This is a genomic window from Synechococcus sp. WH 7805 (assembly GCF_000153285.1).
GTDB lineage: Bacteria > Cyanobacteriota > Cyanobacteriia > PCC-6307 > Cyanobiaceae > Synechococcus_C.
This window is the reverse complement of record NZ_CH724168.1, coordinates 89,432-102,188: the sequence shown is the minus strand read 5'-3', so window position 1 is coordinate 102,188 and position 12,757 is coordinate 89,432. Positions and strand designations below refer to the sequence as shown.

Annotated in this window: 23 protein-coding genes; 15 read left to right on the top strand and 8 right to left on the bottom strand. The window is 56.6% G+C overall.

The window, feature by feature from the left end; all coding sequences use genetic code 11:
* The first annotated feature begins 71 nt into the window (after positions 1-71).
* Entirely contained in the window at positions 72-506 is a 435-nt protein-coding gene (locus tag WH7805_RS00625; protein WP_006040959.1) for a secondary thiamine-phosphate synthase enzyme YjbQ, read from the top strand.
* The gene (locus WH7805_RS00620) at positions 491-784 is read left to right on the top strand and encodes a hypothetical protein (RefSeq protein WP_006040958.1); all 294 of its coding nucleotides are present in this window, start codon (positions 491-493) and stop codon (positions 782-784) included. The genes WH7805_RS00625 and WH7805_RS00620 overlap by 16 nt, the downstream gene beginning before the upstream one ends.
* A 6-nt stretch (positions 785-790) precedes the next feature.
* On the opposite strand, the gene WH7805_RS00615 is transcribed toward WH7805_RS00620, so the two are convergent.
* Both WH7805_RS00615 and WH7805_RS00610 read right to left on the bottom strand, forming a co-directional pair.
* Positions 791-1,090: a hypothetical protein gene (locus WH7805_RS00615; RefSeq protein ID WP_006040957.1), complete on the bottom strand. Its 300-nt coding sequence runs from the start codon at positions 1,088-1,090 to the stop codon at positions 791-793.
* 29 nt (positions 1,091-1,119) lie between these two features.
* Entirely contained in the window at positions 1,120-1,371 is a 252-nt protein-coding gene (locus WH7805_RS00610) for a hypothetical protein (RefSeq protein WP_006040956.1), read from the bottom strand.
* A 137-nt stretch (positions 1,372-1,508) separates the two neighbouring features.
* On the opposite strand from WH7805_RS00610, the gene WH7805_RS14610 reads away from it, so the two are divergent.
* From WH7805_RS14610 to WH7805_RS00600, 3 genes are all read left to right on the top strand, one after another.
* Positions 1,509-1,667, top strand: a complete 159-nt coding sequence (locus WH7805_RS14610) for a hypothetical protein (RefSeq protein WP_006040955.1) — start codon at positions 1,509-1,511, stop codon at positions 1,665-1,667.
* Positions 1,664-2,137 carry a hypothetical protein gene (locus WH7805_RS00605; RefSeq protein ID WP_006040954.1) on the top strand — a complete coding sequence of 158 codons (474 nt, stop codon included), beginning with the start codon at positions 1,664-1,666 and terminating at the stop codon, positions 2,135-2,137. The genes WH7805_RS14610 and WH7805_RS00605 overlap by 4 nt, the downstream gene beginning before the upstream one ends.
* Positions 2,138-2,222: 85 nt before the next feature.
* Positions 2,223-2,456: a hypothetical protein gene (locus tag WH7805_RS00600; protein WP_006040953.1), complete on the top strand. Its 234-nt coding sequence runs from the start codon at positions 2,223-2,225 to the stop codon at positions 2,454-2,456.
* A gap of 11 nt (positions 2,457-2,467) precedes the next feature.
* On the opposite strand, the gene WH7805_RS14215 is transcribed toward WH7805_RS00600, so the two are convergent.
* Entirely contained in the window at positions 2,468-3,010 is a 543-nt protein-coding gene (locus WH7805_RS14215) for a hypothetical protein (RefSeq protein ID WP_156783563.1), read from the bottom strand.
* A 199-nt stretch (positions 3,011-3,209) separates the two neighbouring features.
* On the opposite strand from WH7805_RS14215, the gene WH7805_RS00590 reads away from it, so the two are divergent.
* Positions 3,210-4,661: a hypothetical protein gene (locus WH7805_RS00590; protein ID WP_006040950.1), complete on the top strand. Its 1,452-nt coding sequence runs from the start codon at positions 3,210-3,212 to the stop codon at positions 4,659-4,661.
* A gap of 13 nt (positions 4,662-4,674) precedes the next feature.
* On the opposite strand, the gene WH7805_RS00585 is transcribed toward WH7805_RS00590, so the two are convergent.
* Positions 4,675-4,992 (bottom strand): TIGR03894 family protein, encoded by a 318-nt coding sequence (locus WH7805_RS00585; protein WP_006040949.1) that lies wholly within the window; start codon positions 4,990-4,992, stop codon positions 4,675-4,677.
* A gap of 228 nt (positions 4,993-5,220) precedes the next feature.
* Between WH7805_RS00585 and WH7805_RS00580 the strand changes: the two genes are divergently transcribed.
* Complete coding sequence (locus WH7805_RS00580; RefSeq protein WP_006040947.1) at positions 5,221-5,604, top strand: DCC1-like thiol-disulfide oxidoreductase family protein; 384 nt, start codon at positions 5,221-5,223, stop codon at positions 5,602-5,604.
* A 229-nt stretch (positions 5,605-5,833) separates the two neighbouring features.
* Here WH7805_RS00580 and WH7805_RS00575 read toward each other — a convergent pair whose 3' ends face one another.
* From WH7805_RS00575 to WH7805_RS00565, 4 genes are all read right to left on the bottom strand, one after another.
* Positions 5,834-6,007 carry a Nif11 family protein gene (locus WH7805_RS00575; protein WP_071933719.1) on the bottom strand — a complete coding sequence of 58 codons (174 nt, stop codon included), beginning with the start codon at positions 6,005-6,007 and terminating at the stop codon, positions 5,834-5,836.
* A 100-nt stretch (positions 6,008-6,107) separates the two neighbouring features.
* Positions 6,108-6,284, bottom strand: a complete 177-nt coding sequence (locus WH7805_RS14605) for a hypothetical protein (protein WP_006040944.1) — start codon at positions 6,282-6,284, stop codon at positions 6,108-6,110.
* Positions 6,281-6,754: a hypothetical protein gene (locus WH7805_RS00570; protein ID WP_006040943.1), complete on the bottom strand. Its 474-nt coding sequence runs from the start codon at positions 6,752-6,754 to the stop codon at positions 6,281-6,283. The genes WH7805_RS14605 and WH7805_RS00570 overlap by 4 nt, the downstream gene beginning before the upstream one ends.
* Before the next feature lie 13 nt (positions 6,755-6,767).
* The gene (locus tag WH7805_RS00565; protein WP_006040942.1) at positions 6,768-7,556 is read right to left on the bottom strand and encodes a prohibitin family protein; all 789 of its coding nucleotides are present in this window, start codon (positions 7,554-7,556) and stop codon (positions 6,768-6,770) included.
* Positions 7,557-7,686: 130 nt separating this feature from the next.
* Between WH7805_RS00565 and WH7805_RS00560 the strand changes: the two genes are divergently transcribed.
* From WH7805_RS00560 to pstS, 8 genes are all read left to right on the top strand, one after another.
* Entirely contained in the window at positions 7,687-7,929 is a 243-nt protein-coding gene (locus WH7805_RS00560) for a hypothetical protein (RefSeq protein ID WP_006040941.1), read from the top strand.
* Positions 7,930-7,932: 3 nt separating this feature from the next.
* Complete coding sequence (locus tag WH7805_RS00555) at positions 7,933-8,442, top strand: hypothetical protein (RefSeq protein WP_006040940.1); 510 nt, start codon at positions 7,933-7,935, stop codon at positions 8,440-8,442.
* 8 nt (positions 8,443-8,450) lie between these two features.
* On the top strand, positions 8,451-8,900 hold the full coding sequence (locus tag WH7805_RS00550) for a low molecular weight phosphatase family protein (RefSeq protein WP_006040939.1): 450 nt from the start codon (positions 8,451-8,453) through the stop codon (positions 8,898-8,900).
* A gap of 55 nt (positions 8,901-8,955) precedes the next feature.
* On the top strand, positions 8,956-9,087 hold the full coding sequence (locus WH7805_RS15060; RefSeq protein ID WP_255344556.1) for a hypothetical protein: 132 nt from the start codon (positions 8,956-8,958) through the stop codon (positions 9,085-9,087).
* A gap of 111 nt (positions 9,088-9,198) precedes the next feature.
* A complete protein-coding gene (locus tag WH7805_RS00545) occupies positions 9,199-9,609 on the top strand; it encodes a WbuC family cupin fold metalloprotein (protein ID WP_369775968.1) in 411 nt (136 codons plus the stop codon).
* A gap of 110 nt (positions 9,610-9,719) precedes the next feature.
* A complete protein-coding gene (locus WH7805_RS00540; RefSeq protein ID WP_006040936.1) occupies positions 9,720-10,865 on the top strand; it encodes an ABC transporter substrate-binding protein in 1,146 nt (381 codons plus the stop codon).
* A gap of 11 nt (positions 10,866-10,876) precedes the next feature.
* A complete protein-coding gene (locus WH7805_RS00535) occupies positions 10,877-11,647 on the top strand; it encodes a DUF4239 domain-containing protein (protein WP_006040935.1) in 771 nt (256 codons plus the stop codon).
* Complete coding sequence (gene pstS / locus WH7805_RS00530; RefSeq protein WP_006040934.1) at positions 11,647-12,660, top strand: phosphate ABC transporter substrate-binding protein PstS; 1,014 nt, start codon at positions 11,647-11,649, stop codon at positions 12,658-12,660. Before WH7805_RS00535 ends, pstS begins: the two co-directional genes overlap by 1 nt.
* Positions 12,661-12,757: the final 97 nt, after the last annotated feature.

Genomic DNA, 12,757 nt, shown 5'->3' with positions numbered 1-12,757 from the left:
CAGGGCGTCGATTGCATGTTTAGCTCCTTTGAGACGAAGACGATGCATGGATTGATCGGCAACATGAGCCCATGACTTCCCATCTCCTCCACCTCAACACCGACGCCCCCTTCCAGTGCCTGTCACTCACCGCCGAACTGCAGCGGTTTGTTCAGGTGCATGGCGAACGCGATGGAGCCGTTGTGGTGTCAACGCAACACACGACCACCGGAGTGATCGTGAACGAACTGGAGGAGAGGCTCCTTTTGGATCTGCAGCAGTGGCTTCGGCAGCTGGCACCCCCCACCACAGCTTGGAAACACAACGACCTGGAGCTGCGCCCCGGCATTCCCGACGATGAACCGCGGAATGCCCATGCCCATCTGCAGGCGTTACTGCTCGGCCATCAGGCGACCGTCTCGGTCTGCAACGGAGCGCTTCAACTTGGGCGCTACCAGGACGTGATCCTGGTGGAGCTGGATGGCCCGCGCCAGCGCACCGTGGCACTGCAATGGCTCTCGGCCTGACCGCTGGCAGCGAAAGAGCGCATGATGACGAACAGAGATGCAATCAAACGTTGATCGCACCGGTCCTGATCACCGAAAACGGCAGCGCGGTGGAAGAAGCCGTGGATCGCCTGTCGTCCAGCGTGTTTCCCCAGGCCACACTGGCGCAGCTGCTTGCCACGCTCCTCGTTGTGGGCGTGCTTGCGCTGGCGGTGGGTGTGCCCATTGCCAGGCGACGCCGTCACGTGAGGCAGTTTGAACAGCGGATTCGCGAACGCGAGGATGCGCCGGAGACGTGATGCGCTTCAGCCGTTCGTGCAGTGGATCACTGGGCCGGAAACCGGATCGGTGACGCCCAGTTCCGGGGACAGCTCCTCGAGCAGATCTCTCACTGAATTCAGATGCTGAATCATCTCCGGGCGAGCCTCCACAAGGGAATCCTGGCTGTCCCAGAGAGCCACGAAGCAGAACGCGCGCTCACCTGTTCGCGCCAGATAGCGCTCACGCATTCCCTTGGGAGACACCCAGGCCTCCACAGCATCGAGATAGCGCTTTTCACAGCCCTGCTTCACCACGACGCGAACACAATTGAGAAAATCCGCCATGGGCTTTGCGCGGGTCCACACGCACTCTCTCAGAGTTGATGCCCGCGACGCCGACCCAAGGGCTCAATCCAGTGGTCGCGAACTGTGCGGTGCTGCAGCAATCGACTCGACACTCTGCAGCCCAGATTCACGATCCCTTCATCGACCAAACGACCCAGCCGCACGGCAGCGGCTTCTTCCGTGCGAGAAAACCCGTGCTGATGCGAGGTCAGCCACTGCATCTCATCTTCCGTAATCACTCCCGTGGACAGGGATTCGAGGAAAAGCTCGCCAACTGTCATTAGCCCGATGTAACGAAGTTGTTACATCCTGACAGGCGCCGAAGCGCATCGCGGAATCGGTTTTTCCTTTTTGCAGCAGAAACAACAGCCGATGATCGTGAACTTTTTTTAAGGTGTCGTCATTCAAGCGCTGTTCCATGCAGCTGTCCCTCAGCCAAAAATTCGAGGTCGAGTCGCTCAAACGCTTGATCGACACCACCGAAAACGTTCAGGAGTTGCGCTCACTCGCTCGCGAGCTTGCCGACTTGTACATGCGCCAACGCGCAGCCACCGCCTGGGTGATCGCAGAACAATGAAACGACGCAACTGGCACAGTCTCTTCAGCCAACTTCCGGACGCCGAGCTCGACAAGCTCGCCTTGCTTCGCCTTCTCGAATGCAGCAACGGCGTGATTCAGCATCAATTCCGCGATGGCCACGAAGATGCCCTTTCTCCCGAAGAAACACGAGCGGCGATGGCCTTCTCGATGCGCTGCATCAAATCCATGGAAATCCCCTTGGGCGACGACACCATCCGCTTCGAAGGCGAGACGGCCGACCTCTTCCAAGACATCCGTACGTTGTACGTCAACGGCATGAAGCGCAACGACCCTGAAGCCCGCGAGGAATTCTTCATTGCCTCCAGTGCCAACCTTCAGGCCATCGGCCTAACCCGGCTTGAGCAGGCCAAACGCCGCTTGTTCAACGACTGCTACGAACTCCCTGTCCACACCCTCGATTGGGGACTGGATTACATCAGGGGCTTTCTCACCTCCAGTCGCCTTTGAGGCAACCTCGCCTACACAGAGGCCTGCACCGGAACGCCTTGACCCAAGCGAATTGCCGGGCTAGTACAGATGTACTCGCCCGTTCATGATGGAGTCCTGGAGCATCCTCAGTGTCAGCGATCTTCGGCTCAGCCGCGGTTCAAGCGTCTGCATCACATGCCAGCACTTCCGCTATGGCTGTGACGAGCAGGGACGCACCCTGCTCGCCTGCGAACGCCAGCATCAACAACTGCCTCAGGGAACGCACCTCACGCACCATTGCCGCCAGTGGGCTCCCAGCTGGCACCATCAGGTCGGCTGGGCCCCTGAAGTCGCCTGAAACTGGATCGATCAGACACCGAAAGCAACGGTGCAGACCGCGTTCACCAATTGCGCTTGTCCGCGACTCTCAGGAGAACGACCGTTGAGATAGCCACTGCTGCAGTCGGCGCTCATCGGAGCGCCATCAACCTTGAAGGTGATCAGATTGCCGTTCGCACGAACGCTGTCGTAATCAAGCGCATAGGAGCTGTCCGGTACCGCAATCGTTGCATTGCTCGCGTCGAAGGCACTGCTGACAAGCCCCCCGATCACGGCAGCACCAGCAAGCGCGCCAAAGGTATTCCAATTCCAACGGTTGGCGTATCCAGGTCCATACCAACGACCGTGATGGCCATACCAGTACCCCCTGCTGTAGCGGTGGTGATAGTGGTGATCGCCCGCATGACGATGGCCATCGCCGTGGTGCTCGTGATGGCCGTGATTGTGACCATGGCCGTGATGGTGACTATCACCGTGATGGTGGGAACCAGCCCAGATCTCCCGCGTGGAAACACCCTGCAAACCCAACACGCCAACAAGCAAAACTGTCGCTCCGATCCGGCAGCGATGCATTGGTCAGGCTCCTTTTTTCCTTCTACTCAAATAGTTAGCAAGAGCTGTGAAAACGTCAAAGTGAGTTGAGGCAACCAACAATGAGATCAAAGACCTGAACACTCAACAGCCACCACGCTGACGGTTCTCGGTTTCATTCACTGTCCTTCGCGACAGACCCACCTGACCTCTCTCGATCTTCACCCAGCGAGCACATTTCATGGAGCCTCAGCAGTTGCCACCGATCGCCGGACGGGAGAAGACGATCCACACACTCAGGCTGAATCCCCCTGCCCCATCAATACTCCCAGGGCACAGCAGCCTTGAAGGCCTGCAGGCCGCCTTCGCCTGCGCGCTGCACATGCATCAACCCACCGTGCCAGCAGGAGTTGATGGGGCCCTGATCTCCCACCTGCAATACATGATCGAGCGGCCGGGGGAGGGAGATAACCACAACGCTGAACCCTTCGCCCAGTGCTATCGGCGCATGGCCGATCTCATTCCCGAACTGATCAGAGAAGGCTGCAAACCCCGGATCATGCTCGATTACTCCGGCAATCTGCTCTGGGGTGTGATGCAGATGGGCCGTGATGACATCACAGAAGCCCTGCGCTATCTGGCCTGTGATGATCAGATGCAGCAGCATGTTGAGTGGCTCGGCACGTTCTGGAGCCATGCCGTGGCGCCTTCGACGCCCATTCCAGATCTGGCGTTGCAAATCAGTGCCTGGCAGCATCAATTCGCTGATCTCTTCGGCGACGAGGCTCTGCAACGGGTGCAGGGATTCTCCTTGCCGGAGATGCACCTTCCCAATCACCCAGACACCCTGTTTGCCCTTGTGAAAGCCCTGAAGGAAGCGGGCTATCGCTGGATGCTGGTGCAGGAGCACAGCGTGGAGCAATTCAACGGGACTCCCCTTGAGCACGCTCAGCGGTACCTGCCCAATCAGCTCATCGCCCGAAACTCCTCCGGCGAGGAGATCAGCATGACGGTCTTGATCAAGACCCAGGGATCTGACACCAAACTGGTCGGCCAGATGCAGCCTTGCTACGAGGCCATGGGGCTGGCGTCACAGCATCTGAATGGAAAGGACGTGCCATCGCTGGTGAGCCAGATCGCAGACGGTGAGAATGGTGGCGTGATGATGAACGAGTTTCCTGAGGCATTCCGTCAGGCCAATCGCCGAATTCGGGATGGAGAAGGCAACATCACGGCGCTCAATGGGTCCGAATATCTGGCGCATCTCGATGCCATTGGGGTTGAGACCAAGCATTTCCCAAGGATCCAGGCGGTGCTGCAGCACAGGCTGTGGCGGGAGGTGGGTGAGGCGACGCACCCTGACGCCGTCTCCACTGCGATCGAAACACTCACATCCCGTGGCGACGGTTTTTCGATGCAAGGGGCGTCCTGGACCAACAATCTCAGCTGGGTTGAGGGCTACAGCAATGTGCTGGAACCCATGCAGAGCCTGAGCGCCCAATTCCATCAACGCTTCGACGCAGCCGTTGCAACGGATCCATCCGTCACGGCCACCCCCGCCTATCAACAGGCCCTGCTCCACGTTCTGCTGCTGGAAACCAGTTGCTTCCGCTACTGGGGACAAGGGCTCTGGACAGAGTTTGCCCAGGAGATCAACCGCCGGGGGCAATCGGCACTGGCGACCGAACCATGACGATCCGGCGGGCTCAGCTCCCGGATCTGGAACGGCGACGCACAACCCTCCGTCCGTCGGGCATTTGCTCGACCTCTGAACCAGCTTTGGCGTCTGAACTCTCCTCACTGAGCGTGACGTCCTGGCCTTCAGGCTCATTCTCAGGGGGCTCCTGCTCAGCGATCAGACCGACCACCACAGCGGCCTGAATCTGATCGCTGAGATCACCGATCACCATCAGCGCCTTGAGAGTGATCTCCAACCGTGATTCCCGTGGCAGACCAGGGCGCAACTTCTTCACTGAGCTCCAGAGCTCAAGCGCCACTTCTCTGAGGAGTTCCTTGTCTGCCATTCCAGGGACGAGCGTTCCGATCGTTTCAATCAAGTCAACCTACCGTTCAGGGTGGAACGGGCCGTTCAGCGGATTGAAAAGGTCGGCTCAACCCGCGTGACCACTGCCCCCGAACAGATCGGGGAGCGATCGTGCCCGTTGCTTGAGCCTGTGCCTTCCCTAGAGAAATGGCACTGAGCATTGGCGATGAAGCCGCAGAACATCTAATGAAAACGCCAAGATGGGTCGATGACTTTCACACTCGTCTACGACGGAGGTTGTCCGTTCTGCCGGCATTTTGCCCAGCGCAGCGAACTTCTTGGGGGAGTGCCCGACCTGGTCATTCGCGATGGCCGCAGTGATCACGAGCTGAGAACCAACCTCAGACAGCGCGGATACAACATCAGCAATGGCGCAGTGTTGATGAACGGCGATCAGATCTGGCATGGAAGCGAAGCCATCGCCATGCTCTGCAAGCACCTGACGCCGACCGACCCACTCCTACGTCTTCTTCACGGCCTCTTCAGCGACACACGGCGAGCCAACCTTCTGTATCCAGGGCTCCTGGCTGCACGACAGATCGCTTTGGGACTGAAGGGTCTTCCTCTTGATCCAGATCAAAGCAGAGTCTGAGCGCCCAGACTCTGCTCAACAACGGCGGGCACATCATCTGGAGAATGTTCAACCTGGTAGGCAAACTCGTCGAGTTCAGCCTGTAGTTCCAGGAGCATCAGAGCGAGCGAACGCGCAAGGTCCCTGCTAAAGCAAGTCTCCATTCGGGATCTCAATCAGGGACTCATCAGTTTTAGATACGCGCGATCGGCAGATGTGGCTTCTGTCAACGTGCCGTCACAGACGAGCCTCAGCCGTGCTCCCTCTGCCACCGGCTGTAATTGGCGGCGGAGAACTTATGGCCATGGCGCAGGCCCACTTTGGCGACACAGATTGTGTCGCCATCACACTGATCCACCTCCCGTCGGATGTCGTCATTGCCACTGGCCTTGGCCAAAAAAGTCTCCAGCTGTTTCATCGACATGGTCAGAACCTCCAAAGGGGTTCTTCATCAGTAGGAACGGCAGCTGTGTATCAGGCAATACGTTGGGATTTCTTCGACTGCTGACAATTCGACAATTCGCTCACAGGAGCACACCTGGCTTGGCTGCAGGCTGACGGCCTGGAATCGGCACAAGCCTGCCTGGCCCCTGCTGGGGGACCACCCAAAAACGCACGCGTGTTCGCACCTGGGATGCACAGTGTGTGATGAGGCCCACAAGAAGCACAAGAACCAGTCCGGTGGCTGTGCGTTGCGTCATGGTGAGACCTCTCGCCTGGGGCAGATACTGATCAGCAACAGCACCAGAGAAGCGGCGGCGATGGGGCCATTGATCACGGCACCTGGCGCTGTGGCCGTGGTCGGGATCGGACGAAACGCCGGGATGTAGAGGGCTCTCACGCCGTATTCGATCAGCGTTAGCAAATACATCAGAGGGATCATGGACTTGTAGCGCAGCAGAACCAGCAGCTGCAGAAACGCCAGAACCAGCTGACTGAGCCCCCAGAGGGCGAACAGGCCCACGATCGTGGCAGCCGCCGGTTCCGGGTAGACGTTGAGGGGAATGTGGGCGATCGACTGGGCGCCACCATCGGCAGCCAACAGGTGATGCTGACTGCGCCAAAGCGTGACCACCATCAAGGGGACGAACAACCAGAGCGCGAGACGACGCCCTGGGAACACATTGGTGATGACAGTCGGAAGAATCAGCCCGGGATCAAGGCGAAGCATGCTGTGAACCGGTTCAACGCCGCCCGACAATCACCGGCGGGGTTCCTCCCGCGCCTCCAGGCAGGCCGGGCACCACCTGGGTCTGACCATCCCACTTATCAAGAAAGAGCTTGTACAGCACCTGGTCATCAAGGCTTTGGTTCAGCGTGTCGTAGCGAAGGGCCTCCTGTTCAGCGATCTTCACCTCGGTCTGCGCCCGCAAAAGCTGTTGTTCAGCGATCTGCTTCTGCTCAATCGCTGCCCGGTATTCCTCGGCGATCTCCAGACCGGTGAGATCAAGTCCCACCACTTTCACGTAATCGAACTGATCCAGTTCCTCCGCCACAGTGCTGGCTACCAGAGCGGAGATGTCATTCCACTCCGACGCAATCGTGACCAGCTCGTACTGCGAGAACACAGATTTGAGCGCTTTCAGAAGAGAGGGTTGGATAATCCGCGGATACACATCCCGGTCGCTGCTGGCGATCGTGCTGTAAACCCGACCGGCTTCATCAGGACGCAGGGCGTATTTGATGGTGGCTGTGGCCTGAATGACCTGGAGATCCTTCGTGAGCGTGGCGAAATTCTCAGGCCGCACCTGGGTGCGGACACTGAACGGCCACACCTGCTGAACCAGGGGCGCTTTCACGTTGAGGCCCGGTTGCCGCGGCGTCCCACTCACCTTGCCCAGGGTGGTGATCACCGCCACTTCGCCAGCGGGAACCACGAACAGAGACTGCGCAAGCAGCAGCAGACCAGCCAGCACAAGGGCCACGATGGCCACCAAGCCCCCCTCCGGACCTCCGGAGTTGACAGAACGCATCGGGGATGGACTTTGCATGCGGGGGTGGCGTCAGAGACGAATCACTCCCCACGTCCTAGCGACAGGAAAGCCGCAGTGCTCGCAGCACCATCAGAACCCTGGTAGCGTCCCACCATCCTGCCTGGGTCCCGTGCTGAGAAGCCTTCTCTCCCTGCTCTTTGCCGCTGTGATGTGGGTGCAGGTTCCCCAGTGGCAAAACGACTGGTCCCAGTGCGCTGTTGATGTCCCCGATGTGAACTGCCATTGGTACATCACAGCTCCGGACAACACCTTCGGAGAGGGATTCGACTGGGCTACGGCTCCCTGGTTCGACGTGAACGGTCTGTCCGATGTCGCCGAACTCACCGACACCCTGGCCAGCCTGCAGCACTGAGCCATGGTCAAATTTTTTGCTGCGGGACTGATCGCGCTGCTGATGCTGGTGGCCCAGCCGGCGCTCGCCGCCGACCTGCCCCTCACCGGCGTGTCGTTGGCTCCCTGTGATGCCGCAGATCCAGGAGCCCAGCCCAGCCCCTCAGCGGCCAGCAGACCCACCATCACCAGCCCGGAAGGAGCGAGTTGCTACGTGCTCAGCGGCATGGTGAACAACACCTCACGGCGTGCGGTCGTCGATACCGACGTGTATGCCCGGATCCTCGACCGCAGTGGCGAGCCCGTTCTTCAGAACCGCACCCGGGTGGGATCCATCGGTGATGTGGAACCTGGAGAGCATCCTTTCGCTCTGCGACTGGCCGTTCCCACCGGCACGCCGGGCCCGTTTGAGGTCAGGAATGCCCGCGCCAGGGGGTTCAGCGCACCGGTTCGCAGTCGAGCAACCGATGACGATGATCTGCTTCCTCTGGAACAGGGCGTGGTGCGTGCATCTCCTGCAGTCCCTCTCTCCTGACCGCAGCGATGCGAACCGTTCTCTTCCTCTGCACCGGCAATTATTTCCGCAGCCGCTTCTCGGAATTCTGGTTCAATCACCAGATCGCCCTCCAGGGCAAGGGTGATGACCTTCACGCCGGATCAGCCGGCCTGAAGGTGACATCCGGCAACGGAAACATCGGAGCGATGGCCATCGAGGCCCAGATCGCATTGCAACAGCGTGGATTTGCCGTGGATCCAACGCAACTGGCGATGCCCCGTCAGGTGAGCCGAGATGACGTGGAACAAGCCGATGTGGTGGTGGCCGTGGATGCCGAAGCCCACAGACCGATGGTGCAGGAATTGTTCCCAGATCTGGAAGCCAAGATCCGCTTCTGGAGCGTGAAGGATCTCGGCGAAGACGAGGGCACTGATCCGATCTCGCTGCTGCAACACCAGGTCGATCAACTGATCAATGCTCTGACCTCCAGCCATTGATGTTTCGGGTGTATTGATGTTTCGGGTGTTACGCGCTGGTGCAGTGATTCTGCTGATGCTGATTGGCATTGCCCTCATCGGGTACCACCCACGCGCCCAACGTCCCAACGACGGAATGCCGTCCCTGAGAGACAACAGACTGATGCCCCGCAATTCCATGCGCCGCTTGAGGGAGCAGCGCCGATGAGCCGATCTCCAATTCAGCGCATCGATCAGACCCTGTTCAACGCGCTGGCCGCGGAAGCCGCCCAGCGACCACGGAAACGCTGCAACCACAACTTCCACAAAGAAGCCGAACGTGCGTCCCCATCGCCATGTCCGCGACGTGGCAGAGGCAGGTTTCGAATGCTTTCTCGTTCTGCAGGGAGCGATCGGCCTGATGATCCTCAGCGCTGAGGGAGAGGTTGATCAACAGGAAACCATCTCAGCATCGGGTCCCATCCGTGGAGTGGAAGTGGCCGCAGGTCAATTTCACACGCTGGTGGCTCTGGAGTACGACTCCGTGATCTTCGAACTCAAGCAAGGACCCTATGTTCCTTGCCAAGACAAGGACTTCCTCCGGAACTTTCCCCAGGAAGGGACTCCTGAAGCCGAACAACAGGAACGCCGCTGGCGCGATCGGTTTATTCAAGCCGGATACCAGAACCGTGAAGCGTCCACTGCACAGCCAACGCAACCAACGCCGGCAATCACTCGACTTCACCCATAGTCCCGACTGAACACGAATGAATTGTTGCCAACACACAGTCGACTCGCTGAAATAGTGGAACCTAACGATGACCGACCTGCGTGGAAGGAGGCAACCGAAAGGTTCATCCAATGCTTCAGCAGACAACGATTACGGCTCTCTTTCTGCTTGCAGGCTTAACGAAAACGGTTCATGCTGAGGAGATCGGCGTCACGCCACGCTCGATCTTGCTCGGACAATCGGCAGCATTCAGCGGACCATCGGGTGAGCTCGGTCGAGAGTATCGACAAGGTGCGCACTTGGTTTTTGACCACGTGAATGCACAGGGAGGCATCCATGGACGCCAGGTCGTCATGGTTTATCGCGATGATCAATACAATCCAGAGCTAACACTAAATAACACCAAAAAGTTTATCAACAAGGATAAAGTCTTTGCCCTATTTGGCTACCTGGGAACACCAACAGTCAAAGCCTCACTGCCCTTGATTGATCAAAGCAAAATTCCTTTAATTGCACCGCTTACTGGGGCTCAGATCATTCGCTCGCCGATGAAAAAGAATGTATTCAACATCCGAGCCAGCTATCACCAAGAAATCAAGGCCATTGTCAGCTATTTAATTCGTTATGGACGGCAATCAATTGCCATCGCCTATCAAAATGATTCATTCGGACGTGATGGCCTAGAAGGGCTCAAAAAAGCTTTGGCGAAACATCAATTGAAACCTGTCGTAGAAACAACAGTAGAACGCAATTCCTCGAACACAAGCGATGCGGCAAGAAAGGTGGCATTAGCACGACCTGATGCTGTTCTCGTTGTTTCGTCCTACGGAACGGTCTCAAGCTTCATATCCCAACTACGCCAATTTGGCAGCAACGCTCAGGTTTTAACTGTGTCGTTTGTGGGCAGCAACGCCCTAGCTCGATCACTCCCCAAGGAACTACGACACGGAATCGGGATCAGTCAGGTCGTGCCATTTCCTTGGGACCGGCGAACTCCAGTCGTCCGGGATTACCAAAATAAAATCAGCAAACTGAAGCCGGATATTCCCTATAGCTTCGTCGGCCTGGAAGGGTACATTGCAGCATCGATGCTGGTTCAGGCACTTCAGAAGGCAGGCCCTGACCTCACACGCAAACGCTTCATCACTGCTGTTGAGTCCCTTGGGACAGTCGACCTAGGAGGCTACAAAGTGACATTCGGGCCAAGGCAACGCAATGGCAGCGATATCGTTCACCTTACATTTCTAGTAGGCCGAGACGGCTCCTTTATTAATTAATTCCAGTCCCCATGAGTGATCTACTGCTAAAGGCCGGCGTACCACTGATCTACCTCGGATTTTTATCACTGACAGCGATTGCCTTATTCCTAGCCAAATGGGTGAAGGCTCGTGGCAGCTTAAAACTTCAAGCCTCACAACTTAGCCCGCTTGGATCTCTGTATACATTGACAACGGCATTTTTACTTTCGAATGTCATTTTCCAATTCACCAATCTGCGCAATGCTGTAACGCACGAAGTCGTTACAGTCAACAAACTTGTTGCGGTGATGTCAGTGCTGCAACCTGAACAACGCATTGAATCAAGGCGATTACTTTACACCTATGCCGACAAAGTTGCGCATACCGAAGTCGACGACATGCTCCATGGTGAAAGCAGCGAAGAGGCCAGGGATTCACTCGAGCGCCTGCGTGATTTCCTGGCATCAAGTAACGCCATTCAACCAAAAGGGCAAATGATCACGCCCGAATCGGCAAATTACATTAGAAAAGCAAGCGACTTTTGCTTCGACCTCATTGACAGTCGCGAAAGGCGCCTTTCGCTCTCGAAACAGGCATTTCAAATACGCCTAACCTTTGCAATCGCTTTGATGTATTTCGCGCTTGCATTGATGGTTTTTCTGGTCAATAGCGGCAGCTGGACCCTGACCTGGGCAGCCATTGTCCTCTTACTCTCAGCCCCTGTCCCAGTCATCCTACTTTTTATTTATTCCAATCCGATAGCTCATAACCTGATCAACATCACATCAACATTTGAAAGCATCATGGAGCGCATTCAATAATGTTCAAATCATTGATTAAAACGTCTCGTTTCAAGCTTCTCTCAAGCATAGTCTTAGCGCTACTTTCAAGCTGCAGCAATTCAGCTGAGCAAAAAAATCAAGACCGAAAACCTCTCGTTCTGAACGGTACGAGTAGCACGTTTGGACTCCAGGCCTATCTTCGCTGGTTCAACCAACTAGCGGTGAATGAAGACATCTATGCAGAAATCGAAAGCATGGGGTCCGGCAAAAGCATCAGCACATTGCTTAAGGGAACAAACGACTTTGCAGGAACTGATGATCCACCCTCATCAGAGGAAGTTAAAAAGGCTCCAAAAGGCCTCTTGGCATTCCCAGTCACAGCTGGGGCCATTGCGATTGCCTACAACGCCCCAGGATGCGATTTAAGGCTGCGCCGGAGCCAACTTGCAGGTATTTTCCTTGGAAAAATCGACAATTTCTCTCAGGTTGGTTGTAACGACCTTCCCATCACCGTTTTGCATCGGGCAGGCAAATCGGGAAGTACTGAAAGCTTCACTTCAGCCCTTTCGTCGATGGACCAAGATTGGAAAAATGGGCCAGGGAACGGGCGTCTGGTGAATTGGCCCATTGGTCTTGCAGTGAAAGGATCTGATGGAATGGCAACAGCATTGAACTCCACGCCTGGAAGCATCGGATACATCGAATCCGCATACGTTCGCGAACCACTGCAAGTGGCAGCACTCGAAAATCGCCAAGGGAAATTCCTACGTCCAACTCAGGAAGCGGCCAGTGCAGCTGTCAGCACCATTCGTCTGAATGAACGCTTAGTGGGCAAAAATCCTGATCCCAATCTCGGATACCCCATCGTCACTCTGAACTGGATGCTGGTTCCGGCCCGTGGACTCGGAAACAACACTGTGGCGTTACGACGCAGCCTGGAATTCATCCTGAGCAGCCAAGGTCAGGATGATGCTGAACGCCTCGGATACGTACCACTTCCAGATCAAGTTCGTGAGCTTGGCTTAAGGCAGTTATCAAGACTCAAACGCTGAAAATGCGCAACTTCAAAATACAACCATCGTCTGGTTATTATCTTGAGAATTGTTCAACCAGATCAGCAAAATAACGGCATCTTTTGATTGAGAGAAA

Bases quoted from the DNA above. Each gene is read 5' to 3' on its own strand.
- WH7805_RS00535 (WP_006040935.1), top strand. From the start codon at position 10,877: ATGAGTGATCTACTGCTAAAGGCCGGCGTACCACTGATCTACCTCGGA.
- WH7805_RS00625 (WP_006040959.1), top strand. From the start codon at position 72: ATGACTTCCCATCTCCTCCACCTCAACACCGACGCCCCCTTCCAGTGC.
- WH7805_RS14610 (WP_006040955.1), top strand. From the start codon at position 1,509: ATGCAGCTGTCCCTCAGCCAAAAATTCGAGGTCGAGTCGCTCAAACGC.
- WH7805_RS14215 (WP_156783563.1), bottom strand. From the start codon at position 3,010: ATGCATCGCTGCCGGATCGGAGCGACAGTTTTGCTTGTTGGCGTGTTG.
- WH7805_RS00575 (WP_071933719.1), bottom strand. From the start codon at position 6,007: ATGTCGATGAAACAGCTGGAGACTTTTTTGGCCAAGGCCAGTGGCAAT.
- WH7805_RS00550 (WP_006040939.1), top strand. From the start codon at position 8,451: ATGCGAACCGTTCTCTTCCTCTGCACCGGCAATTATTTCCGCAGCCGC.
- WH7805_RS00600 (WP_006040953.1), top strand. From the start codon at position 2,223: ATGATGGAGTCCTGGAGCATCCTCAGTGTCAGCGATCTTCGGCTCAGC.
- pstS (WP_006040934.1), top strand. From the start codon at position 11,647: ATGTTCAAATCATTGATTAAAACGTCTCGTTTCAAGCTTCTCTCAAGC.
- WH7805_RS00580 (WP_006040947.1), top strand. From the start codon at position 5,221: ATGACTTTCACACTCGTCTACGACGGAGGTTGTCCGTTCTGCCGGCAT.
- WH7805_RS00570 (WP_006040943.1), bottom strand. From the start codon at position 6,754: ATGCTTCGCCTTGATCCCGGGCTGATTCTTCCGACTGTCATCACCAAT.
- WH7805_RS00605 (WP_006040954.1), top strand. From the start codon at position 1,664: ATGAAACGACGCAACTGGCACAGTCTCTTCAGCCAACTTCCGGACGCC.
- WH7805_RS15060 (WP_255344556.1), top strand. From the start codon at position 8,956: ATGCTGATTGGCATTGCCCTCATCGGGTACCACCCACGCGCCCAACGT.
- WH7805_RS00540 (WP_006040936.1), top strand. From the start codon at position 9,720: ATGCTTCAGCAGACAACGATTACGGCTCTCTTTCTGCTTGCAGGCTTA.
- WH7805_RS00620 (WP_006040958.1), top strand. From the start codon at position 491: ATGGCTCTCGGCCTGACCGCTGGCAGCGAAAGAGCGCATGATGACGAA.
- WH7805_RS00565 (WP_006040942.1), bottom strand. From the start codon at position 7,556: ATGCGTTCTGTCAACTCCGGAGGTCCGGAGGGGGGCTTGGTGGCCATC.
- WH7805_RS00585 (WP_006040949.1), bottom strand. From the start codon at position 4,992: ATGGCAGACAAGGAACTCCTCAGAGAAGTGGCGCTTGAGCTCTGGAGC.
- WH7805_RS00590 (WP_006040950.1), top strand. From the start codon at position 3,210: ATGGAGCCTCAGCAGTTGCCACCGATCGCCGGACGGGAGAAGACGATC.
- WH7805_RS14605 (WP_006040944.1), bottom strand. From the start codon at position 6,284: ATGACGCAACGCACAGCCACCGGACTGGTTCTTGTGCTTCTTGTGGGC.
- WH7805_RS00610 (WP_006040956.1), bottom strand. From the start codon at position 1,371: ATGACAGTTGGCGAGCTTTTCCTCGAATCCCTGTCCACGGGAGTGATT.
- WH7805_RS00615 (WP_006040957.1), bottom strand. From the start codon at position 1,090: ATGGCGGATTTTCTCAATTGTGTTCGCGTCGTGGTGAAGCAGGGCTGT.
- WH7805_RS00555 (WP_006040940.1), top strand. From the start codon at position 7,933: ATGGTCAAATTTTTTGCTGCGGGACTGATCGCGCTGCTGATGCTGGTG.